At 37.4% G+C, this 22,051-nt stretch carries 22 protein-coding genes; 9 read left to right on the top strand and 13 right to left on the bottom strand.

The genetic code is table 11. The annotated features are described in order from the left end of the window. Positions 1–35: 35 nt before the first annotated feature. Both rnhA and purN read right to left on the bottom strand, forming a co-directional pair. Positions 36–509: a ribonuclease HI gene (gene rnhA / locus BUA71_RS12055; RefSeq protein ID WP_072880105.1), complete on the bottom strand. Its 474-nt coding sequence runs from the start codon at positions 507–509 to the stop codon at positions 36–38. Continuing rightward, on the bottom strand, positions 509–1,102 hold the full coding sequence (purN, locus tag BUA71_RS12050) for a phosphoribosylglycinamide formyltransferase (protein ID WP_072880103.1): 594 nt from the start codon (positions 1,100–1,102) through the stop codon (positions 509–511). The genes rnhA and purN overlap by 1 nt, the downstream gene beginning before the upstream one ends. A gap of 146 nt (positions 1,103–1,248) precedes the next feature. Here purN and BUA71_RS12045 point away from each other — a divergent pair, with 146 nt between their 5' ends. The 5 genes from BUA71_RS12045 to pyk all read left to right on the top strand — a co-directional run bounded on the left by BUA71_RS12045 (position 1,249) and on the right by pyk (position 5,542). Beyond that, positions 1,249–1,485, top strand: a complete 237-nt coding sequence (locus BUA71_RS12045; protein ID WP_013069791.1) for an acyl carrier protein — start codon at positions 1,249–1,251, stop codon at positions 1,483–1,485. A 16-nt stretch (positions 1,486–1,501) separates the two neighbouring features. Then, positions 1,502–2,755: a beta-ketoacyl-ACP synthase II gene (fabF, locus tag BUA71_RS12040; RefSeq protein WP_072880101.1), complete on the top strand. Its 1,254-nt coding sequence runs from the start codon at positions 1,502–1,504 to the stop codon at positions 2,753–2,755. An 11-nt stretch (positions 2,756–2,766) separates the two neighbouring features. Continuing rightward, positions 2,767–3,498: a ribonuclease III gene (rnc, locus tag BUA71_RS12035; RefSeq protein WP_072880099.1), complete on the top strand. Its 732-nt coding sequence runs from the start codon at positions 2,767–2,769 to the stop codon at positions 3,496–3,498. Positions 3,499–3,614: 116 nt separating this feature from the next. After that, a complete protein-coding gene (locus tag BUA71_RS12030; RefSeq protein ID WP_072880097.1) occupies positions 3,615–4,103 on the top strand; it encodes an IPExxxVDY family protein in 489 nt (162 codons plus the stop codon). Further along, entirely contained in the window at positions 4,103–5,542 is a 1,440-nt protein-coding gene (gene pyk / locus BUA71_RS12025; RefSeq protein ID WP_072880094.1) for a pyruvate kinase, read from the top strand. The genes BUA71_RS12030 and pyk overlap by 1 nt, the downstream gene beginning before the upstream one ends. Before the next feature lie 234 nt (positions 5,543–5,776). Here the strand turns inward: pyk and BUA71_RS12020 are convergent, their stop codons facing one another. Next, on the bottom strand, positions 5,777–6,367 hold the full coding sequence (locus BUA71_RS12020; protein WP_072880092.1) for a hypothetical protein: 591 nt from the start codon (positions 6,365–6,367) through the stop codon (positions 5,777–5,779). 360 nt (positions 6,368–6,727) lie between these two features. After that, positions 6,728–7,831, bottom strand: a complete 1,104-nt coding sequence (dinB, locus tag BUA71_RS12015; RefSeq protein WP_072880090.1) for a DNA polymerase IV — start codon at positions 7,829–7,831, stop codon at positions 6,728–6,730. Between the two features lie 263 nt (positions 7,832–8,094). On the opposite strand from dinB, the gene BUA71_RS12010 reads away from it, so the two are divergent. The 3 genes from BUA71_RS12010 (at position 8,095) to BUA71_RS12000 (ending at position 9,724) form a co-directional block, all read left to right on the top strand. Further along, positions 8,095–8,772: an NAD(P)H-binding protein gene (locus BUA71_RS12010; protein ID WP_072880088.1), complete on the top strand. Its 678-nt coding sequence runs from the start codon at positions 8,095–8,097 to the stop codon at positions 8,770–8,772. Further along, on the top strand, positions 8,759–9,232 hold the full coding sequence (locus BUA71_RS12005) for a CYTH domain-containing protein (RefSeq protein ID WP_072880086.1): 474 nt from the start codon (positions 8,759–8,761) through the stop codon (positions 9,230–9,232). Before BUA71_RS12010 ends, BUA71_RS12005 begins: the two co-directional genes overlap by 14 nt. A gap of 210 nt (positions 9,233–9,442) precedes the next feature. After that, on the top strand, positions 9,443–9,724 hold the full coding sequence (locus tag BUA71_RS12000) for a GNAT family N-acetyltransferase (RefSeq protein ID WP_072880084.1): 282 nt from the start codon (positions 9,443–9,445) through the stop codon (positions 9,722–9,724). A 57-nt stretch (positions 9,725–9,781) separates the two neighbouring features. Here the strand turns inward: BUA71_RS12000 and trxA are convergent, their stop codons facing one another. From trxA to BUA71_RS11955, 9 genes are all read right to left on the bottom strand, one after another. Next, positions 9,782–10,078 carry a thioredoxin gene (gene trxA, locus BUA71_RS11995; RefSeq protein WP_072880082.1) on the bottom strand — a complete coding sequence of 99 codons (297 nt, stop codon included), beginning with the start codon at positions 10,076–10,078 and terminating at the stop codon, positions 9,782–9,784. Positions 10,079–10,268: 190 nt separating this feature from the next. After that, positions 10,269–11,069: a phosphatase PAP2 family protein gene (locus BUA71_RS11990; RefSeq protein ID WP_245812583.1), complete on the bottom strand. Its 801-nt coding sequence runs from the start codon at positions 11,067–11,069 to the stop codon at positions 10,269–10,271. Positions 11,070–11,118: 49 nt separating this feature from the next. Beyond that, positions 11,119–12,231 carry an adenylate/guanylate cyclase domain-containing protein gene (locus BUA71_RS11985; RefSeq protein ID WP_072880078.1) on the bottom strand — a complete coding sequence of 371 codons (1,113 nt, stop codon included), beginning with the start codon at positions 12,229–12,231 and terminating at the stop codon, positions 11,119–11,121. A gap of 196 nt (positions 12,232–12,427) precedes the next feature. After that, positions 12,428–13,834, bottom strand: coding sequence for an efflux transporter outer membrane subunit (locus BUA71_RS11980; protein ID WP_072880076.1), 1,407 nt, complete (start codon positions 13,832–13,834; stop codon positions 12,428–12,430). After that, a complete protein-coding gene (locus BUA71_RS11975; protein WP_072880074.1) occupies positions 13,821–16,997 on the bottom strand; it encodes an efflux RND transporter permease subunit in 3,177 nt (1,058 codons plus the stop codon). Before BUA71_RS11975 ends, BUA71_RS11980 begins: the two co-directional genes overlap by 14 nt. 22 nt (positions 16,998–17,019) lie before the next feature. Then, on the bottom strand, positions 17,020–18,153 hold the full coding sequence (locus BUA71_RS11970; protein WP_072880253.1) for an efflux RND transporter periplasmic adaptor subunit: 1,134 nt from the start codon (positions 18,151–18,153) through the stop codon (positions 17,020–17,022). A gap of 29 nt (positions 18,154–18,182) precedes the next feature. After that, positions 18,183–18,665 (bottom strand): GbsR/MarR family transcriptional regulator, encoded by a 483-nt coding sequence (locus BUA71_RS11965; protein ID WP_072880072.1) that lies wholly within the window; start codon positions 18,663–18,665, stop codon positions 18,183–18,185. A gap of 180 nt (positions 18,666–18,845) precedes the next feature. Next, a complete protein-coding gene (locus BUA71_RS11960; protein ID WP_072880251.1) occupies positions 18,846–19,673 on the bottom strand; it encodes a phospholipase A in 828 nt (275 codons plus the stop codon). A gap of 156 nt (positions 19,674–19,829) precedes the next feature. After that, positions 19,830–20,915, bottom strand: a complete 1,086-nt coding sequence (locus BUA71_RS11955; RefSeq protein ID WP_072880070.1) for an isoaspartyl peptidase/L-asparaginase family protein — start codon at positions 20,913–20,915, stop codon at positions 19,830–19,832. Between the two features lie 369 nt (positions 20,916–21,284). On the opposite strand from BUA71_RS11955, the gene BUA71_RS11950 reads away from it, so the two are divergent. Continuing rightward, complete coding sequence (locus tag BUA71_RS11950) at positions 21,285–21,827, top strand: 3-hydroxyanthranilate 3,4-dioxygenase (protein ID WP_072880068.1); 543 nt, start codon at positions 21,285–21,287, stop codon at positions 21,825–21,827. Positions 21,828–22,051: the final 224 nt, after the last annotated feature.

Below are 22,051 nucleotides of genomic sequence, written 5' to 3'. Positions count from 1 at the left end.
CACTCTAAGCATAAAAGCTTAAATAACCTGGTTTATTAAGATTCTAAAAAGCCTTCGTCTATTAGTAATTTTTTCTCTTTAGAAGCGGCTACCGCAAGTGCATCGCAACGTTCGTTTTGTTTATGGTTATTATGTCCTTTAATCCATCTAAACCTTACGTCGTGTTTACGGAATTCTTTAAGAAAATCAATCCACAGATCGGCATTTTTGCGATCTTTAAAGTTTTTTTTCTCCCAGTTAAAAACCCATTTTTTGTTTACGGCATCTGCCACGTACTTAGAATCTGTGAAAACTATGGCGCTAATTCCCGGTTTTTTAAGTTTTTTGAGCGCTTCTATAACTGCAAGTAGTTCCATTCTGTTATTGGTGGTGTGTTTGTAGCCTTTAGCGAATTCTTTACGATAGCCTTTGCCTACCCACTCCATCACGATTCCATAGCCGCCGGGGCCTGGATTTCCCCTGGCTGCTCCATCGGTATAAATATGAACCTGCGCTGTTTGATTTGTCATTATTTTTCCTCCAATAATTGCTGAATAACTTCAGGAAAGTGTTTGTATTCTAATTGGTGTATTTTCTCTGCCAGGCTTTCTGGTGTGTCACCTTCTAAAACTTGGGTTCTCGCCTGCAGGATTATTTCGCCTTCATCATATTTTTCGTTCACATAGTGAATGCTAATACCACTTTCTTTTTCTTTATTCTCAATAATCTTTTGGTGTACTTTCATACCATACATCCCTTTGCCCCCATACCTGGGTAACAGGGCGGGATGAATATTTATAATTTTATCAGGAAATTTTTTAATAATATTTGCAGGAAAAATCCACATAAAGCCCGCCAAAACAATCAAATCTGGATTGATATCCTGCAAGATATGCAGCACTTCATTACTATTATATAGGGCATCTCTATCAAAATGCAAGGCTTTTATATTATGATTATGAGCTTTTCTTAGTACCTTTGCCGATCGTTTATTGGAAAAGACCGCCACTACTGCGGCTTGAGAAGATTTTTGAAAGAATTTAATTATATTTTCGGCATTGGTGCCTGTGCCCGATGCGAAAATCACAATTTTTTTCTGGTCGGTATTTTTTAGGTGGTTCAAAATAAGCGAGTTAAGTATTATTAGTGCATAAAATTAAGTCCTTTCGAGGAAATTATGTAAATTACAATCACATTTTTAAAGTAAAAATCGGTTTTAAAATAAAGTTTTTTATTTTTGCCACCTAATCAAAATTAAAATAGAATATTATGTCAGACATTGCATCAAGAGTAAAAGCGATTATCGTTGACAAGTTAGGAGTTGACGAGAACGAAGTGGTTAACGAAGCAAGCTTCACCAACGACTTGGGTGCTGATTCATTGGACACAGTGGAACTAATTATGGAATTTGAGAAAGAATTCGATATCCAGATTCCAGATGATCAGGCTGAGAATATTGCCACAGTAGGTCAGGCAATTTCTTATATTGAAGACGCAAAGAAATAAAAAGAGTATAGGCCATATGGAGTTAAAGCGAGTTGTAGTAACGGGGCTGGGAGCCCTAACCCCCATTGGTAACAATATTGATGAATATTGGGAGGCTTTGGTGACCGGAAAAAGTGGTGGTGCACCTATTACCTATTTCGATACCGAAAAATTCAAGACCAAATTCGCTTGTGAACTCAAAAACTATAACCCGCTAGACTTTTTTGACCGCAAGGAAGTAAGAAGGCTGGATAGGTTTGCCCAATATGCCATTGTAGCTTCAGATGAAGCTATTCAAGATTCCGGCATCAACCTCGATACCGTAGATAAATATCGGGTTGGTGTAATATGGGGGGCCGGAATTGGTGGATTGGAAACTTTTCAGGACGAAGTGATGAACTTCGCTGCCGGTGACGGTACCCCAAGGTTTAATCCCTTTTTTATTCCGAAGATGATCGCAGATATTGCCCCGGGTAATATCTCTATTCGTCACGGGTTTATGGGAGCGAATTACACCACGGTTTCAGCTTGTGCCTCTGCGGCAAATGCTATGATAGATGCCTTAAATAATATTAGGCTGGGACATAGCGATGTTATTGTTTCAGGAGGATCTGAAGCGGCAGTTACCATAGCGGGAATGGGTGGATTTAATGCCATGCATGCGCTTTCTACACAAAACGAAAATCCAGAGACAGCATCAAGACCTTTTGATGCTACTCGTGATGGTTTTGTGTTAGGAGAAGGTGGAGGTGCCTTAATTCTTGAGGAATATGAACATGCTAAAGCCAGGGGAGCCAAAATTTATGCAGAAGTATTAGGTGGCGGTTTGTCTTCTGATGCTTACCATATGACAGCACCGCATCCTGAAGGGGATGGAGTTGTGGCAGTAATGGAAAATTGTCTTAGAAATGCGGGAATGAACCCCGATGATGTGGATGCCATTAATACCCACGGAACTTCAACACCACTGGGTGATGTAGCCGAATTGAAAGCTATTAGTAAAGTGTTTGGCGAACATGCTAAAGATATTAACATCAATTCAACAAAATCAATGACCGGTCATTTGCTTGGTGCTGCAGGAGCAGTAGAAGCTATTTCGGCAATTTTATCTATGAAACACGGGATGGTACCACCTACCATAAACCATCAACATAAAGATGAAAATATTGATCCAGAATTGAATCTTACTTTAAATAAAGCGCAAAAGCGCGATGTTAAAGTAGTGATGAGTAATACTTTTGGTTTTGGAGGTCACAACGCTTGTTTATTATTTAAAAAATTTGAAGAATAACCTAATGTATTATGGGCGTTATTCGAAATATATTAAGTTCCCGCTCTAATAAAAGCGGGAATTTTTTTTCGGTGCTGAATAAAACCCTGGGATTTAAACCCAAAAATGTTTTGCATTACCGAAAAGCATTTACCCATCGCTCCCTCAATATAAAAGATGAAAAGGGCAACGCGATTAGTTTTGAGCGCATGGAATTTTTGGGCGATGCTATTTTAGGAGCTGTAATTGCCTCTCACCTTTACAAAGTAGCGCCCGGCGGTGATGAAGGTTATCTTACCAAAATGCGTTCTAAGGTGGTGAGTAGAAAACATCTAAATGAACTGGGAAAAGATCTAAAGCTTATAGATCACGTAGAAACAAATATTCCTAAAGATCAATTTGGCGCTAATATTCACGGTAATTTATTTGAATCCCTAATTGGTGCGATTTACCTGGATAGAGGATATAAATATTGTAAGCGCTTTATTTACGATAGGGTAATAGATCCTTATGTAGATATTGAGCAGTTAGAAGGACAGGTGATAAGTTATAAAAGCTTGCTTATCGAATGGTGCCAAAAAGAAAAGAAAGACTTTGAGTTTGAAGTTTATGAGGATACCGGGAATGATGAAATGAAGCATTTTGCGGTAAAATTATGGTTAGATGATAAAGTGGTAGCCAAAGCCAGGGCCACTTCAAAAAAGAAAGCAGAAGAAAAAACTGCCAAACGGGCTTATTATGCGCTACAAAACAAAATAAGCTAATTATTTGAAAGATTAGCACTCAACTACAACGTTTTCGTAGATAATAGCCAAATTTTAAGGCAGTTAACTCGGCATATTCTCAATGATGTGTTATCTTTAGCCTTAAATTAAAAGTTATGCAATCGCATAAAGTCCTGCTGGAGGAAGTTGAAGAGGAAGATTTTAGATTAATAGCTATATACTGCAATATTGAGGCTTACAGGATGGCTTATTTAATAAATGAGTTTCTGGGCCTTCAATTAAAAAGGGAACGAAAGGACGTAGATTTTAACCATAAATCCTTAGAGGCATTCTATGCCCATTTTTCGTTTAAAGATTTCGCAAATCACCGGTCTTACCATTTGGTGGCCAACAAGTTTAAAGGTGAACCAAAAAAGGTGTTGAGTTCCGGTTCTTTATTTGAAGAAGAAGAAGTACGCCCCCTGCAGGTTAATTTAATACCCGAGTATAAAAAAGTAGATTTTTTCCTTAAGATAGAGGAAGAGTTAAATGGGAAAGACCTAAATAAATTGGTACACGCTATTGGCCAGATACCACAAGTCTTAACCGTATATAAAATTGATACAGATTTTTTAAAATCTAAACAAAATTTAATTTTTGAATAATGCCAAAAACACCAACAGATAAGAAAACAAAGATTGTTGCCACCCTGGGGCCGGCAACAAGTTCTAAACAAACTTTAGATAAAATGCTCCAGGCAGGAGTAAATGTGTTTAGAATTAATTTTTCACACGCTAATTATGACGATGTTAAAGAACGCATCAAAATGATTAGGGACCTAAATAAGGAAAAAGGTTATAATGCCGCTATTCTTGGGGATTTACAAGGCCCAAAATTACGGGTAGGCGTTATGAAAGATGAAGTCTTAGTTGAAGAAGGAGATGAGATCATCTTTGCAACCGGAAAAGAATTTAAGGGCACCGCAGAGCGTGTATATATGAATTATGAGACTTTTCCAGAAGATGTTTCTGCCGGTGAACGAATCTTATTGGATGACGGAAAATTAATCTTTGAAGTAATAAGCTCCAATAAGAAGGATGAGGTAAAAACCAAAGTAATTCAGGGTGGTCCTTTAAAATCTAAAAAAGGAGTAAACCTTCCCAATACTAATATTTCTCTTCCTGCTTTAACAAAAAAGGACGTGAAAGATGCCATTTTTGCTTGTGAACAGCAGGTGGATTGGATGGCACTCTCTTTTGTGCGACACGCCGAAGATCTAAAAGAATTGCAGGACCTTATTAGCGAACATAGTGAATTTAAGATCCCGATTATTGCTAAAATTGAGAAACCGGAAGGTGTTAGTAATATTGATAAAATTGTTGCTTACTGTGATGGTTTAATGGTTGCCCGAGGTGACTTGGGAGTGGAAATTCCTGCCCAGGAGGTTCCGTTGATTCAGAAGAAATTAGTGCTTACCGCTAAAAAAGCCCGTATTCCTGTGATTATTGCTACCCAAATGATGGAGACGATGATTAGCAGTCTTACGCCAACCAGGGCAGAGGTTAACGATGTCGCCAACTCGGTAATGGATGGAGCAGATGCGGTAATGCTTAGTGGAGAAACATCGGTAGGACAATATCCCGTACAGGTTATTGAAAAAATGACTCAAATTTTGGAAACTGTAGAAAGCTCCCCCTTAATTAACGTACCACACGACCCACCGCACGTGCGTACCAAACGATATATTACAAAATCTGTATGTTATCACGCTGCGCATATGGCAAATGAAATTAAAGCCAAAGCAATTTGTACTTTAACCAATAGTGGATATACCGCTTTCCAGATTTCGGCCTGGAGGCCAGAAGCACATATTCTGGTATTTACCTCCAATACGAGAATCCTTTCCCAGCTAAATTTACTTTGGGGAGTGAAAGCCTTCTACTATGATAAATTTGTAAGTACAGATGAAACCATAGACGATATTAACCGGATTGCAAAAGAAAAAAGCTATGTTGAAATAGGCGATTTCACCATTAACCTGGCCGCAATGCCCATTGGTGATAAAGGGATGGTAAACACACTTAGGGTTTCTGAGATAGAGTGATGTTAATATGGTAATGTGCTGATATGCTGATGGGTTGATATGTCAATGTAATTGGAAAAACCAAATGAAGTTGGCAGTCTCGGTTTGCAGTGATCTATTTTAGTGAAATCTTAATTTTGAACCTTATGCTTTGAATTGACCGCAAGGAATTTAAAACCCAAGAATTAAATAAAAAAAGCCATAAACGCGCTAATAGTAGCAAGTTTGTGGCTTTTTTTGTTTCTATAATTCTATCTAAAATTTGATTCCCAAACTTAGTCCCAGGGATTTATAAAAAATATTACCGGGATCTTCATCAATAATTATTGGATCACTTCCATTTAAACTTAAATAATTCTGTTCAAAGAAAAGATTTGTGTTAATATTAAAACCTTCTCTTTTTAGAACAGGAAAACCTAAGCCGAACCTAAAATTATTACCATAATCAAATTGAGACTTATCGAGGGAAATATCTACCGCATCGTGTAAATAAACATATACATTGTTCTGGTCAACAAAAAAATACCGTATAGTTCCACCAATTTTAGGCATATTAAAATTAGGGTTAAAATGTGCCTGGAAGCCTCCCACAACACCAAGGCTAAGTTTATTGAATACCATATAATTAAAAGTATATAATAATCCTAAACTTAGATCTTTGTTAAGGTCAACAGATCTACCTCGATTTTCTATTCCATAATCATATCTCGCTTCATAAGGTATGATTCCTTCAATTTCAGCTGTGGAATACCACTTTTTTTGATCGCCAACACTTTGTTGTGCATTTAAGCCATTAAAGGAAATAAATAAGAATAGAAAAACGCTGCAAAAATAAAAACTTTTCATGCTACCATTCTTTATTTGTGAAATTTTTAGTTCGTAATACTGAAGTATTTTTTCTCATTACAGTAGGTGTTAAAGATTTGTTAAGTGCAAACCTATTTTTTTTTTGAATATTGCAAAAATATAGATGTTAAAAAATTAACATATTTTATTTTTTAGGTTTTAGTATAATGTGTCTTTAAATCATAATCTTAAATATGATAAATAAAACTAAAGAAACTTAGTATTATTTATAGAACATAGAATTATAAACACCAATTAAAATGTTGACCTATTTTTGTGATAATTTCGATTATAAGATAATGGGTTAATGTGGTGATACGCTATTTTGTTGATTCAAACACCAAACACATAACCGACATTCTAAAATTCAAATTTTAACTGAACTTCAATTTCTTTTTCTTCAATTGGTTTTTTGTTTGCCTTATCGGTATTTAAATTAGAAAGTGAAATTCCCAAAAGTCGCACAGAGTTGCGCATTTTTTCCTGGTAGAGCAGTTCTTTGGCGATTTCAAGGATTAAATCTTTGTTGGCGATATAATGGTTAATGGTTTTACTGCGGGTTTGTTGCGTAAAATCGCTGTATTTTATTTTTAAGGTAATTGTTTTTCCGGCTATATTATTTTTGCCAAGCCTTTTTTCTATTTCTCCTGCAATGTTTTCCAGACGTTCCAACATAAATATTTCTGAAGAAATATTTTCATTAAAGGTGCGTTCAGCTCCAACAGATTTTCTAATTCGGTTGGGTTTTACGGCACTTAGGTGCACACCTCGAACCACGTTAAAATAATGCGTACCGTTTTTTCCAAATTTTTCGATTAAATATTCCCGGGATTTTTGTTTTAGGTCTTTTCCGGTGAAAATTCCAAGTTTATACATCTTTTCGGCTGTAACTTTGCCTACACCGTGAAACTTCCTAATATCCAAAACTTCTAGAAACTCCTCAACCTCCTCAGGACCAACCGTTTTTTGTCCGTTGGGTTTATTAATATCGCTGGCTACCTTTGCAATAAATTTGTTGATAGATATCCCGGCAGAAGCATTTAGGCCTGTTTTTTCTTTGATCTCTTTCCTAATCTCGCGCGCAAGCAAACTTGCACTGGGATTTCCCTTTTTATTCTCGGTTACATCAAGATATGCTTCATCTAAAGAGAGCGGTTCTACAAGCTCGGTATATTCTAAGAAAATTTCCCTTATACGTTTGGAAATTTCGCGATATCGCTCAAAATTTGGTTTTACAAAAATAAGATGCGGACAGTTGCGCTTTGCCAAAACACTACTCATGGCGCTTTTTACGCCAAACTTACGCGCTTCATAACTTGCTGCAGTTACCACGCCCCGCTGCTCATTCCCGCCAACGGCAATCGCTTTATCGCGTAAGCTAGGGTCGTCTAATTGCGCTACCGAGGCATAAAAGGCATCCATATCAATATGGATGATTTTGCGAATGGGAAGTTCGGTGCTCACAATGCAAATTTAGTAAACTTCCATTTACCGAACTAAAGAGAAAAACGAATTGATTTACTTATTCGGTAGGCAGAGGAGTATCTTTTTCCAAACGAAACTTGCATATGACATTTCCTTTCTTAAAGTTTCGTTAGGGCTATAGATAAAAACATATAATTTAACTAACTTAATTTAATAGAAAGAAAATTATTAAATAGGTTCTTTGCACAAGTAAGAAGATTGCAGAATTAGACCTTAAATAGAGAAAAAACAAAAGACCAATTATGCCAAAAACAGCAATAATATTAGGAGCTACCGGACTCACCGGTGGCTTGTTACTTCATAATTTACTGGAAGACGATCGTTATGAAAAGATTAAGTTATTTTCCAGGAAATCTGTAGAAATAAATCATCCTAAAATTGAAGAGCACCTGGTTGATCTTTTAAAATTGAAAGAAGAAAAAGATAAGTTTACGGCAGATGAAGTCTTTTGCTGTATAGGAACGACCAAAAGTAAAACGCCAGACGAAAAGAAATACAGTAGTATAGACAGGGGGATTCCAATCGCGGCAGCTAAGTTATGCAAAGAAAATAACATAGACACTTTTTCAGTGGTATCTGCGCTAGGAGCTAATCCCAAAAGCCGTATGTTCTACAATCGAACCAAAGGTAAGATGGAAGATGAAGTGCTGGCGCAGGAAATTAAAAACACCTATATCTTGCAGCCTTCGCTTATAACCGGGGAAAGAAAAGAAAACCGGTCTAGTGAAAAAGTAGGTAAAATCATGCTTAATTTTCTCAATCCCTTTTTTCTGGGAACTTTGCGGAAATACAAATCGATTTCTGCCGAAAGTATTGCCGAAGCTATGGTGAAAATTACTAATTCATCAGAATTGAGTTTAAAACGGATTCCTTCCGATGAAATAAAAAATATAGCCAATTCGAATTATGGAGGAAATTGAACGAAAATATAGAGTGGTTTCAACAGAATTTAAAGATGATTCCCACCAAAAATATACGATTAAACAAGGCTTTTTAAACACACATCCCGAACGTACTGTAAGGGTGAGAATTACCGGGTCTACAGCTTTTTTGACTATAAAGGGAAAATCTACCGCAGATGGTTTAAGTCGGTTTGAATGGGAAAAAGAAATAGACGCGAATGAAGCCACACAATTATTAGCGCTATGTGAACCGGGAATGATTGTAAAAGATCGTTACCTGGTGAAAAAGGGAAATTTCACTTTTGAAATTGACGAATTCTACGGGGAAAATGAAGGTTTAATTGTTGCTGAAATTGAGCTTAACAATAAAACTGATAGTTTTGAAAAACCAAATTGGTTGGGAGAAGAGGTTACCGGGGATACCAGGTTTTATAATTCTCAATTAAGCAAAAATCCATATAAGTACTGGAAGAAATAGTTAAAATAAGTTGAGTATAAATGAATTTTAAGACTGTAATCTAATATAGCGGGTACAGTGGGAATGAACTCTCATTCCAACGTAGAATGAATCTCTCCCTTAGAATTAAAATTCCTGGCTCAAAACAGGTTTAACACGAAAGTTTTTAAATGAGGAGCCAAAATATTTAAAACGTAGCGCTAAACTATAACCATTTTTAAAGAATTAGTTATGGAAATTAAGCAAATACAAGAAGAAAATAGAGGTCGCTTTAAAGCAATTAGAAATAATGAAAAAGCTGGTGAAATTATTTATACCTGGGCAGGACAAAACACGATTATTATAGATCACACTGAAGTAGCCCCCAATTTTAGAGCGCGTGGTATAGCTAAAAAGCTTTTAGCAGCTACCATAGATTTTGCAAAAGAAAACAAATTAAAGGTGATCCCGCTTTGTTCTTTTGCTAAGAATCTTATGGAGAAAACACCCGAATTTCAAAAGGTTATGGCCTAGGTGTGACTTTGGTTTGTAAAAGACCACGGGATTTGCAGAAAGATATTTTCCATAGTTTTAATGAGACTTAATCACTTCCAGGATTTGGTCTTTTTGTAAAACACCAGATTGGCGCCAAAGCTGTTGGCCGTTTCTAAACAGTATCATAGTAGGTACGCCTCGCACCTGGTATTTACCGGCCAGCTCTTGATTTTTATCTACATCAATTTTTACGATCTTAATCTCATCTCCCAGGGTGGCTTTTACTTCTTTTAAAATTGGAGCCAGGCTTTTGCAGGGACCACACCAATCGGCATAGAAATCTATCAATACCGGTTTTTCATCTTTTATAATTTCGCTGAAGTTACTTTTCATTACTGTTAGTTTGAATACTTTCCAGGAATTTGACTTCCTCAAATTTTTATTTCAACCCTAAAAATAGCAATTGTACTTGTAATTTACTCAATAATTGAGATTTAAATGCTCCTGGGCTTGTCTTGAAATCCAAATTATTTTTATTAGAATATTTTGTGGGTTCATACTCAGATAGTTTACTAACTGAATTTTAAAAAGACCCCGTAATTCCTACCTGACCAAGACCTACATTCAATTTCCAGCTAATTTTATTTTGAGGCTTTTTTCCATAATCCCTTTCTTCATTGAGATAGGTGTCTATTGTTTCTACCACTAATACGCTTATGGCGATACTTAAACCCACGTCTGACAACCAGTGAGCACCAGCCCAAATTCTGGAAAGTGGGGTAATCATACCCACACCATAAATTCCTGCTTTTACGAAGGGATTATCGAATTGTTTAGCAATGGCATAAGCCGTGGTAACCGATAAAATGGTATGTCCCGATGGGAAACTATGGTAAACACCTTCCTTGCTAAAGGGTTTAAACTTGCCTTTTCCTTCGTTATTTCCCGGTCTGGAACGTCCCGTTGCAGTTTTAGAGATGGTTTGTATAAGTCCCGCGGTAGAAACCGCAGACAGTAAAAGCACGCCTGTTTTTCTTATTTTCTCATTTTTTGTAAATAAACCGTATAGATATAGCGCTCCATGAGCAGCATAGACATTTTGTGGATTTCCGAAGTACCATCCGAATTCTTTTATAACGTCTGGCACATTCTTCTCCTGGGTACCAAACCATTTTTTGGCATCATCATCTATTAAATACAATGCACCGGTACCCAGGACAATGGCTCCAGCAGTAATAAAATCGTCCTTCTTCCATTGTAATGGACGAGTGTAAGTGGTGGTGAGACCATTAAATGCGCTAACTCCATCATATTTTAATAACTCCCAGGTAGAAAGGGTATTTTCTTTTATTAAAATACTGTCCTGGCTATACGTCGAGCTCATCAATAAAAAAAAAGAGCAAATAAATAAAAAGAAATTCCGCATGGTTATTTTATACTTTTTGAATACTAAAAATTTCGATTTTAGATTCTCTTCCGGTAAGAGTTTTAATGCCCAGGGAAGAAATGTTATATTTAGATTTATCTTTTTGCAGATTTTTAACTGCTTCAGAAATAAGAATGGGTTTTTTATAGATTCCGCAGAGTTTTTCCAACCTGGCAGCTACATTAAGAGTATCCCCGTGATAGGCAATATCCCGTTTTACATCTCCTACTTCTACAGCGGTTACCATGCCCGCATGGACTCCCGCTTTAAAAAATGGCAAACTTTTATATTTGCTCAGGTAAAACGCTTCGCGCTCCCGAAATTGTTTTTGTACACTAAAAAAGAAATCAATACAATTGAGATTTCTAAAGCTATTTAGTGGCCAGCTTACAACAATTTCATCGCCTACATATTGATAAATTTCAGCATTATAATCTTTAACCTTTTTATTGATGTCCAAAAAACAATCCTGAATAAGGGAACTGTATTTAATATGTCCCAGATTCTCGGCAAGTTTAGTGGAAGCTTCTAAATCGAGAAACATGAAAATACGTTCCTCTTCCCTGGGCTGCCTAAACCTCCCAAAAAGGAAAGGAAGAAGTAGACCGGGACCAAATTTTTTACTCATCTGGTTAATAAAGCTCATGACCAGCGTCATAAAAAAGGTATAAATTAATAAGATAAAATAGTAGTACTTCCAATTTTTATCTAAGACAAGAGCGGTGGTTTCATCAAAGAAGAACGAGCCGGCGTGTTCAAGAAATACCTTTCTTGTAAGCGTGACAATCCCAATAAGGACTATAAAATATAATAAGCTCCCAATAAGGATACTAATCCCCAAAGGCCTGTTTTTGAAATATCTTTTTTCTAATAACCCGTCTATAATCCCCAGGGATACGCCCAGAGAGAGACCGGCAAATAAAACAAAAGAAATTAAAGAGCTAAAAGTTATATTAAAATCCCGGTCTATTGTTTTAAAGATGGATAGCGCATTTAAATGAATAATAATGACCAGTAAAGAGAATGCAATTATCCAGAAAACCACTTGTTTTATAATGCTGGTTAAAAGCGGGTATTTGTTAGCAAGTCTTATGGTTCTAAAAGTGTAGTTGTTTCTCATTCGCAGTTCTTTTATTGCTGAGAGTTAGATGATAAAATAGGTATAAGAGCTTAAGGTTTAAAATTGTAGTATTCCAATGACTATTCGATGAGAACACTAATAAGATAAGAATATTAAATAAAATAAGCAGTCTCAAATATATTTATTGGGACTGCTTATCTTCAACAATTAACAAAACAAATTCAACTCAATTCATTTATTGCCAGCCGCCACCAAGGGCTTTATAAAGATTCACAATAGAACTTAGTTTATTATACTCGGCGTCGATGAGGTTTAACTGGGAGTTTAGTGCGTTTTCTCTGGCTCTTAGAACTTCCAGGTAATTGGCGAAACCATTATTTAGTAATTCTTCAGAATATTCAGAAGCTTTACTATAGGCTTCATACTCGTCTTTTAAAACCTCCATTCTATCGGTGCTGGCATCATAATTATACAATGCATCTGAAACTTCTTTCCCCGCCTGTAAAATCGCTTTTTTAAAATTTAATAAAGCTTGTTCCTGCTGGGCCTGGGAAACTTCATACTGGGTCCTTATTTGTCTTTTATTAAAAATAGGTTCCATTAATGATGCTCCTAAATTAGCAAATAAAGAATTAGCATTAAGCAATTTATCTAATTCTAAACTTTGAAAACCACCCGTAGCGGTCAATTTTAAAGAAGGATAAAAATTAGCCCTTGCCGCATTAGTAAGTTCAAAAGCATTGATTAGGTTAAATTCTGCAGCAATCACATCTGGTCTGTTTCTAAGCAATTGAGAGGGTACTCCTGTGTTTAAAGGAGTAGTGATCTTTTGATCCTCTAAATCTGTCCTTCTAATTTGCTGCGGACCTTGCCCTAATAAAATAGAGAAAGAATTTTCCAGTAACCTTATTTGATTCTTAATTTGAATCAACAAAGCTTCTGCAGTATGAAGCTGAGCTTTGGTTTGTTGTACCCCAACTTCATTCACATTTCCTGCCTCTTTTAAAGCTTCGGTGGTTTCCAGGCTGCGTTTTCTGGTTTCCACGGTTTCTTTGGTGATGCGCAACTGCTCATCTAAACTTAGTAGCTGGTAGTAATTTTTTGCAATGCTTGCAATTAACTGCGTCTTAACAGCTTTATGGGCTGCTTCACTTTGTAAGTAAGCCGCGGTAAAAGCTCGGTCATTACTTCTTATTTTTCCCCAAATATCTGCTTCCCAGGACAGATTTCCCGAGAGTTCAAATTGATCTTGCGAACCGCTTAGAAAATCTCCAAACTGACTATTGTTTGACATTTCCTGGTGGGTAGCCGAAGCATTGGCAGAAAGCGTAGGGAAGTAACTAGCCTTCCCTTGCTTTACGTAAGCTTCTGCTGCAAGCATTTGCTGAATGGCAATTCTAATATCCAGGTTATTTTGCAAACCTTCTTCAATATGTTGAGCCAAAACAGGATCCCTAAAAAGCTCTCGCCATGAAATTGTAGCTATAGTTAGCGAATCTTGCGGAAGCTTGTCTGTTCTGTAAAGATCTTCAGAAAGTTCTTCTATTTCTGGCCTATCATATTCTTTGGCAGCAAAACAGGAAACCAATAAAAGCGGTAAAACTCCTGCCAGCACAAATTTATATACTCTATTCTTTCTCATTGCTATTCGTATTTTCAGAGATCGATTCATTTTCTGTTGTTATAGGTTCTGGTGCTCCACTTATTTTTTCCTGTAACCATTGGAAAAGGATAAATAAGATAGGGATCACAAATACCCCAAGTACAGTACCTATTAACAATCCGCCAACGGCACCTGTACCAATAGACCTGTTACCTGCGGCACCAACACCGCTTGCTAAAACCAAGGGCATTAAACCGAAGATAAAGGCAAAAGAGGTCATCAAAATAGGGCGTAATCTCACTTTTGCACCATCTATGGCAGCTTCTACAATAGATTCCCCCTGTCGTCTTCGCTGTATGGCAAATTCTACAATAAGAATCGCGTTCTTCGCCAATAACCCAATAAGCATGATCAAGGCAATTTGGAAATAGATGTTGTTCTGTAATCCTACCAACATTGTTACTAGATACGCACCAAAAACCCCAAGCGGAATAGAAAATATTACTGATAATGGTAGTAAATAACTTTCATATTGTGCCGCCAATAGGAAGTAAACAAACACAATTACCAAAATAAAGATCATTGTAGTTTGGTTTCCTGCATTTACCTCTTCCCGGGTTAGACCAGAGTAAGCGGTTGTAAAATCCTGGGGCAGAGTCTTAGCAACTTCCTCAACTGCCGCAATGGCATCACCGGTACTATAACCTGGATTTACTGCCCCGGTTAAAGAGGTAGAGTTGAAGAGGTTAAACCTGGTTACCGACTGTGGCCCATAAACGCGTTTTAACTTCACAAACTGGGTGATGGGCGCCATTTCGCCACTTTTAGTGCGTACCAGCAAGGCGTTAAGATCAGATTTTTCTGATCTTGCTTCGGGTAGCGCTTGTATATAAACCCTAAACTGTTTACCAAAGCGGGCAAAATCTGCGGCATAAATCCCACCAACATATCCCTGAATAGTTGCGAATATACTATTAATGCTTACACCAGATTCTTTTGCCTGGGGCACATTAATGTCCATCTCATATTGCGGGTAACTCGTGTTGAAGGAGGATTGCGCATATTGAATTTCTGGACGCTGTGATAACTTGCCAATAAATTCCTGGTTTACCTTATCTAATTCGGTAAACTCACCTCCCGAACGGTCTAAAAGGTTTACTTCAAATCCTGAAGAAGAACCAAAACCGGGAATACTAGGGGGGGAGAAGAAAATAATGTTGGCATCTGGAATGGTAGCGGCAATACCAAATAATTTTTTGGTAATTTCCTCTACAGACTGGTCCTCATCACGATCGTCCCAATCATTAAGTTTAATAAACCCTAAACCATAGTTACTTCCCTGTCCATTAAGTAAACTAAATCCATTAATCACAGAAACACCATTAACACCGGGGAGGTCTTTTACTTTATTGTATAATTCCTGGTTTACCTCATTGGTACGGTCTATAGAAGAACCGGCTGGTAACTCGGTGTTAACAAAGATCAACCCACGGTCTTCACTAGGTACAAAACCAGTAGGGACGGTGTTAGATATCCATAAGAAACCACCAATTGCACCAACAAGGACTACGGCGGTGATCCACCAATGTTTATGTAAGAAACCTAAAGATCTTCCGTAGCGATCTACAGTGGCGTTAAACCCACGGTTAAAGCCGGCATGAAAACGCTGCATTATATTTTTCTTCTTGCCTTTATCATCCCTTTCTTCGTGAGGTTTAAGGAATAAAGCACATAAAGCAGGACTAAGCGTTAATGCATTTACGGCCGAAATAATAATAGCTACAATTAAAGTAACTCCAAATTGCTCGTAAAATACTCCTGTTGGCCCGGTAATAAAAGTAACCGGTACAAACACCGCTGCCATAACCAGGGTAATAGAAATAATAGCACCGGCTATTTCGTGCATCGCTGTTAGGGAAGCTTTCCTGGCATCTTTACTACCTTCATCCAATTTGGCGTGTACTGCCTCCACAACTACAATAGCATCATCTACCACAATACCAATGGCCAGAATCATGGCAAATAGCGTTAGCAGGTTAATGGAATAACCAAAGAGGTTAAGGAAAAAGAATGTACCAATAATTGAAACCGGTACCGCTATCGCAGGGATTAACGTAGATCTAAAATCCTGAAGGAATATATATACCACAATAAACACCAGAATAAAGGCTTCAATAAGTGTATGGGTTACCTTACTAATAGAAGCGTTTAGAAATTCATTGGTATCATAAGGAATAAATACTTCAACCCCCTCGGGTAGATCGCTCTTTATCTCATCAAGACGCGACTTAATATTCTTAATAATTTCCTGTGCATCAGATCCCTTGGTTTGATAAACTGCCATAGAAACCGATGGATAACCTTTAGTAGTTGAGCCTGAGGCATAAGACTCTGCTCCCAATTCTATTTTAGCGACATCTTTCAGTCTAAGGAATTCACCGTTTCCTAGAGCTTTCAGAATTATATTTTCGTATTGACTTTCATTACTCAAACGCCCGGGATAGGTGATTACGTAAGAAAAGGCATTCCCATCATTTTGTCCTAAAGATCCGGCAGCTGCTTCCTGGCTTTGCTCCCGTAGGGCAGCACCTACATCGGCAGGTTCCAGGCCATATGCAGCGAGTTTCTCTGGTTGTAACCAAATACGCATAGCGTATTTTTTACTACCAAATATATTCACTTTACCAACCCCGTTTACCCTTTGAAATTCTGGAACAACATTAATATTTAAATAGTTCTGAATATAGGTGTCGTCATAATCTTTATTGGTACTGTAAAACGACATAAACATTAAAGCACTGGTTTGCTGCTTTTGTGTAAGCACCCCGGTTTGTTTTACTTCCTGGGGTAATAAGGGATTAGCCCGGGCCACCCTGTTTTGTACGTTTACAGCTGCAATATCTGGATCTATATCCTGATCAAAAAATACAGTGATTGATGCCGTACCGTTGTTGGTTGCAGTAGAGGTAAGGTAGGTCATACCTTCTACCCCGTTAATTTGCTCTTCAATTGGTACAATAACACTTTCCAGTACCGTTTGTGCGTTTGCTCCCGGATAAGAAGCAGAAACCTGTATAGTAGGTGGGGCAATATCGGGGTATTGCGTAACGGGTAGCGTTGTAAGTCCCAGCACACCCAATATCACAATGATAATGGAAATTACTGTAGAGAGTACAGGCCTATCAATAAATGTTTTTAACATAACTTCTTTCTTTCTTCAACTATTATCTAAATACTTGTTCCATCGGTTTAGCAATACTATCAAAAGGAACTTCCTGTGGCTTAATAGGGGTGCCGTTTTTCAATTTCCCAATCCCTTTCGCGATTACTTTGTCACCTTTCTCAATACCAGATTCGATGACATAGAGATTCTTAACAGGAGTCGTGATTTTTATTTGGGTAGAATTCGCTACGGTATTCGAGTCGGTTTCTACTACTTTATACACATAAGTTTGTCCCTGTTGCTCATAGGTTGAACGCTGTGGTACGACCACTGCATCTTCAAAGGTTTGTGGAATTTTAATTTCCCCACTGTTACCGTTTGTTAAAATTCTGTTCGGATTAGGGAATATGGCTCTAAAGGAAACAGAACCTGTACTCTTGTTTACCTGGGAATTTATCGCCTCTATTTTGCCTTCTTCAGCATAGGTTTTTCCATTGGCCATCACTAATTTTACAGGAGGCATGTTTTTAATTTTTTCTTCCCGCGTTTTTCCTTCAGCAGTATTAATAAAATCGAGATACTCATCTTCATTTAAAGAGAAATAAGCATAAACCTCGCTAATATCTGCCACGGTGGTAAGTGGTTGAGGGTCTGAGGGGCTTATCAACACACCTCTTCTAAACCTAATCGAGCCTACATAACCATTTACGGGGCTTTTAATATTAGCATAGCCAATATTTGCAGAAATACTGTTATAATTACTTTTCGCCTGTTGTAATTTAGCTTTTGCAGTTTCTAATTGTACTTCGCTAATTATATCTTTTTCTACTAAGGGCTTCAATTTATCTACTTCAACCTGGGCCGCATTTACGTTGGCTTTAGCAGCGTCTGCTTCTTGATTTAAAGATTCGGTCTCCAGTTTAAACAGGATTTGTCCTTTTTTTACTTTTTCTCCTTCGTCAACTAAAACATCGGTGATATAGCCGGAAACTTTAGCCCTCACTTCACTGCTTATAACTCCTTCAATACTGGTGGGGTAACTGCTGTAACCTGTTACGGTTTGTGTAGGTACTTCAAATACCGGAAATGGCATAGTGCGTTGTTGCCCTGCCTGTTGCGCATTTTGATCGTCCCCACAGGAGATTAATGTAAGGGTAGCCGTTAGAACAGCTATGTGTTTAATTATATTTCTCATTTTAATAAGCATTGATTGTTTCTAACTGTTTAATTATTTTGGATTTTAGACATTTTGCCAATTGTTTCCTGAAGATTTTCTTCTTGTTTAATCAAATAATCTTTAAAAAGCATGGTTACCTCACCGGTTCTTTTAAACTTCTCTTGATTGTAAATGGAGTTAAACCGTGTGATCTTTTCAATAAGTTTGATTTCTTCTGAAATAGCATCCTGATATTCCATAAGGGTGTTCTTTAAGTACATTCTACTCGCTTTAAAATAGCGTTTACGATCCCCAGATTTGGTGAAATACTCTACTTTTTTAAGCTGAATAAGTAGGTTGAGTTGTGTAGATACAGAGCTTTTACTTGCTTCTGTAATTGACATTATTTCCTCAAAAGTGTTCCCATCATTGGGAGAGAGAATCATGATCGCATAAATGCGTGCCGCTAAAGGAGCGATTTGGTGAACCTTTTCAAAGTGAACCCCAACTTCTTCAATAAGTTTGCGTTTTTCTGGTGAGCAGCAATTCATAATTATATTTTATAAAAAATCCGCTGCAAAGATACACGCAGTTCGGAACTAACCGAACTAACGAAACTTAAATTAATGTTAAAGTTGAGCTAGATGATTCTTCAAAATCATGAAAAGTACTCTCTAGCGTGGGTTAGCCGCCAATAAGAATAATTTGCGCTACTTCAATAATAATGGCGCTTAATCGAAGGCTCTTAAAATACCGAGTTCATTAGATCTTATCACAAAACCAAAGCGCACAATACTTTTAAATTCACTATAGTCAATAAGACTTTCTGCATGCCCGCTATACCATTCTAACATTAAATATAAGCTGGAAGCTTCAAAAGGCCTGTAATATAAGCGACTTCTAATGGCGCCTTTCCATTCCCAGTTTAAACCTTTTCTAATCATTAAATTAAAAACAAGTTTATCTGGTTTGAATTCGTGGGAAAGATTGACTTCTCCCGGCCCTACATACTCTAGCAGCTCGGGATTTCCGTCTTTATACTTAAAGGGAACCCAGGCCTTTACACTAAGTACTGTTTTGGGACTAATTGAGGTGTGATAACTAAAAGTAACCCTGTTCCAACTCCTGGAATATATACTATCCCTGCCGTTAGATTCATGTTCTAGTTCGATTGCTGCAAGTCCCGCTAATTGATCATCTTCCTTGTAAATGGCTTTCCCAAGTCCAATCCCAGGATTAAAATTTATTTCCTGAAACGGACTTGAAAACTCATAGATGTTCCAAAAAGCTTTTTGAGTATAAGTGAGATAGAGATAAGAATCTAGAGGTAAAGTGTTCCTGGTAAGGAGTTGTTTAAAACTAATTTGATATTTTGCATCGGCCGTTTTCTTAGAAACTTCTGTATTGGTGGGAATACCGCTTATAAAATAATTGTCTTTGTGAATAGAAAAAAGCGGCATTTTGGCAATCGTATCGTTTATTTCTTTTCTGGTTTGTGCATTTAAATAACCGGATAGAAGAAATAAAACAGAAAAAGTATAAAGTAATTTTTTTTTCATTTGTGCCATGGGTTTCGATTTTTAGCTTCAAAGGGCGAGGTTTATGGTTTGTGGAGTTTCTATGTGTAAAATACGTAGATCGTTTACATTATACCTCGAAAAAGTTTGCTAAATTAAAGGAATTTCAAAAATAAGTAGGCTGGAATAACTGTTATATTATTCCTCGCTTTCATAAATCCCTATCTTTAAATCTCCGCTTTTGTTCATTGTTGCGCGATACATGCCGGCAGTGTTGAACTCCATGCTTACATTTCCCTTATGGTCTATGGCGATAATTCCACCGTTACCTCCCAGTTCGGGTATTTTATGCTGAATAACTTCCCGGGCAGCTTCGGCTAATGATAAGCCTTTATATTCCATCATCGCAGAAATATCGTATGCGGCCATTCCGCGAATAAAGAATTCACCCCATCCGGTGCTGGAGATCGCTGCGGTTTTGTTATTGGCATAAGTCCCGGCCCCAATAATTGGAGCATCTCCAATGCGGCCCCATCTTTTATTGGTCATTCCGCCGGTAGAAGTACCTGCAGCCAGGTTGCCGTTTTTGTCTAATGCCGCACAGCCTACAGTACCAAACTTAGAATTTTTGATAAAAGGATCTGTAAAAGCTGTTTTTTTATCATCGTGGTCTAATTCAGTTTTTTCTGAATTTCTTTTCTTTAAACGCTGCAAAGATTTAAAACGCTTATCGGTATAAAAATAAGCTGGGGCCACCAATTCTATATCCTGTTCTTTGGCAAAAGCTTCGGCACCTTTTCCAGAAAGCATCACGTGTTCAGAATTTTCCATCACTTCCCAGGCCAGGTTTATAGGATTTTTTACCGTGGTGACACCGGCGACTGCTCCCGCGTTTAAGGTTTTTCCGTCCATAATTGAAGCGTCTAGCTCATTGGTTTCGGCATTGGTGAATACCGCGCCTTTTCCCGCGTTAAAAAGTGGCGAGTTTTCCATAATGTTTATACTGCGTTGTACTGCTTCTATCGCTGTACCGCCATTAGCGAGAATTTCATGCCCTGTTCTTATGGCTTCTTCCAGTTTCGTTTTGTAAGCTTTTTCTAAAGAATCGCTCAGGTTTTCTTTTAAAATAGTACCGGCGCCCCCGTGAATTACAATGCCAAAATTTTCTACGGAATCGACTTGTTGTTTACCTTGTTTAGATTCAATGGTGTTATCCCGATGTTCTGGCCTATTATTACAGGCCATTAAAATAGAAATAGAACAGAGTAGTAGTAATTTTTTCATAAAATTATTCTTTCAATGCTAATGATGCGGAAAAGATAAGCATTTTTATAACTATATGTTGCGCCAGGGATAGCAGCGAAAAGCCCACAGGAGCCAAAGGCGACGAGGACTTGTAGCGGATAGCCCGGTTTAGGCGCCCAAAAAAATATTATCACAACATAATATTTTGTTAGCTTTAACCCGCATAATCCAGGACATGCATGAAAAGTGTTTCGAGCGAGTAACTCCCTCCCGATAGCAATTGGGATAGGATAACTTATGTTTCAGTATCAAAAATGTTAGTTGCACTCAATCGCTTTAGATCTTTCAATAGTTTTGATGAATAACCCAGATTAAACTGTAATTTTAAACAAATAAATTAAAAAAAATATGGCTGTAAATAAACCTTTTAACTTAAATAAGTGGATTGAACAAAACCGGGAAAGCCTTAAGCCGCCGGTTGGAAATCGCAACCTTTACAAAGAATCTGAAGATTATATTGTAATGGTGGTAGCCGGTCCCAACGCTCGCAAGGACTACCATTATAATCAAACCGAAGAGCTTTTTTATCAATTGGAAGGGGAGATTGAAGTGCATATCCAGGAGCAGGGAGAAAAGAAAACTTTTGTCCTGGGACCCGGCGATATGTATTTGCACCCTGCAAAGGTGCCGCATTGCCCCGTGAGAAAAGAAAATTCCCTGGGATTGGTGGTAGAGCGAAAACGCAATCAGCTGGATATTGAAGATGGACTTTTATGGTATTGTGATAATTGTAACCATAAATTATACGAGGTCTATTTTCCTTTAAATGATATTGAAAAGGACTTTTTAAAGCATTTTAAATATTTCTACGGAAATAGAAAACTGCGAACCTGTGATAACTGTGGTGAGGTAATGCCGGTAGATGAAAAGTTTGTCGCCAAAGACGATTAATTTAGGTTAACCCTTGTAATTTAGACTAATGTTGAGAAGTGCTTTTAAATGAGGGATAATCTCAAATTGTCCCCGGCATTCGAAATAATTTTTAATACTCAAAAATAGGTGTAACTATCCCAAGCTATCCCTTTAGGTTTGTAAAGTACAATTTCACTTATTTAAGAAAGGATGGTAATGATGATGAAAATTTCTTTTTTTGCTTCTTTTTTTCTTTGTTAATA

Origin of the sequence: Salegentibacter echinorum (assembly GCF_900129445.1) — a bacterium.
GTDB classification, from domain to species: domain Bacteria; phylum Bacteroidota; class Bacteroidia; order Flavobacteriales; family Flavobacteriaceae; genus Salegentibacter; species Salegentibacter echinorum.
The sequence above is the reverse complement of the archived record's forward strand: the minus strand, read 5'-3'. Positions and strand labels throughout refer to the sequence as shown.

Excerpts from the sequence above, each read along its gene's own strand:
- rnhA (WP_072880105.1), bottom strand. The coding sequence starts at position 509 with ATGACAAATCAAACAGCGCAGGTTCATATTTATACCGATGGAGCAGCC.
- BUA71_RS11965 (WP_072880072.1), bottom strand. The coding sequence starts at position 18,665 with ATGAATTGCTGCTCACCAGAAAAACGCAAACTTATTGAAGAAGTTGGG.
- BUA71_RS11980 (WP_072880076.1), bottom strand. The coding sequence starts at position 13,834 with ATGAGAAAGAATAGAGTATATAAATTTGTGCTGGCAGGAGTTTTACCG.
- BUA71_RS11955 (WP_072880070.1), bottom strand. The coding sequence starts at position 20,915 with ATGAAAAAATTACTACTACTCTGTTCTATTTCTATTTTAATGGCCTGT.
- rnc (WP_072880099.1), top strand. The coding sequence starts at position 2,767 with ATGGGCGTTATTCGAAATATATTAAGTTCCCGCTCTAATAAAAGCGGG.
- BUA71_RS12010 (WP_072880088.1), top strand. The coding sequence starts at position 8,095 with ATGCCAAAAACAGCAATAATATTAGGAGCTACCGGACTCACCGGTGGC.
- fabF (WP_072880101.1), top strand. The coding sequence starts at position 1,502 with ATGGAGTTAAAGCGAGTTGTAGTAACGGGGCTGGGAGCCCTAACCCCC.
- BUA71_RS12005 (WP_072880086.1), top strand. The coding sequence starts at position 8,759 with ATGGAGGAAATTGAACGAAAATATAGAGTGGTTTCAACAGAATTTAAA.
- BUA71_RS11975 (WP_072880074.1), bottom strand. The coding sequence starts at position 16,997 with ATGTTAAAAACATTTATTGATAGGCCTGTACTCTCTACAGTAATTTCC.
- BUA71_RS11970 (WP_072880253.1), bottom strand. The coding sequence starts at position 18,153 with ATGAGAAATATAATTAAACACATAGCTGTTCTAACGGCTACCCTTACA.
- BUA71_RS12045 (WP_013069791.1), top strand. The coding sequence starts at position 1,249 with ATGTCAGACATTGCATCAAGAGTAAAAGCGATTATCGTTGACAAGTTA.
- BUA71_RS12000 (WP_072880084.1), top strand. The coding sequence starts at position 9,443 with ATGGAAATTAAGCAAATACAAGAAGAAAATAGAGGTCGCTTTAAAGCA.
- BUA71_RS11960 (WP_072880251.1), bottom strand. The coding sequence starts at position 19,673 with ATGAAAAAAAAATTACTTTATACTTTTTCTGTTTTATTTCTTCTATCC.
- BUA71_RS11985 (WP_072880078.1), bottom strand. The coding sequence starts at position 12,231 with ATGAGAAACAACTACACTTTTAGAACCATAAGACTTGCTAACAAATAC.
- BUA71_RS11990 (WP_245812583.1), bottom strand. The coding sequence starts at position 11,069 with ATGAGCTCGACGTATAGCCAGGACAGTATTTTAATAAAAGAAAATACC.
- pyk (WP_072880094.1), top strand. The coding sequence starts at position 4,103 with ATGCCAAAAACACCAACAGATAAGAAAACAAAGATTGTTGCCACCCTG.
- BUA71_RS12030 (WP_072880097.1), top strand. The coding sequence starts at position 3,615 with ATGCAATCGCATAAAGTCCTGCTGGAGGAAGTTGAAGAGGAAGATTTT.
- trxA (WP_072880082.1), bottom strand. The coding sequence starts at position 10,078 with ATGAAAAGTAACTTCAGCGAAATTATAAAAGATGAAAAACCGGTATTG.
- BUA71_RS12020 (WP_072880092.1), bottom strand. The coding sequence starts at position 6,367 with ATGAAAAGTTTTTATTTTTGCAGCGTTTTTCTATTCTTATTTATTTCC.
- BUA71_RS11950 (WP_072880068.1), top strand. The coding sequence starts at position 21,285 with ATGGCTGTAAATAAACCTTTTAACTTAAATAAGTGGATTGAACAAAAC.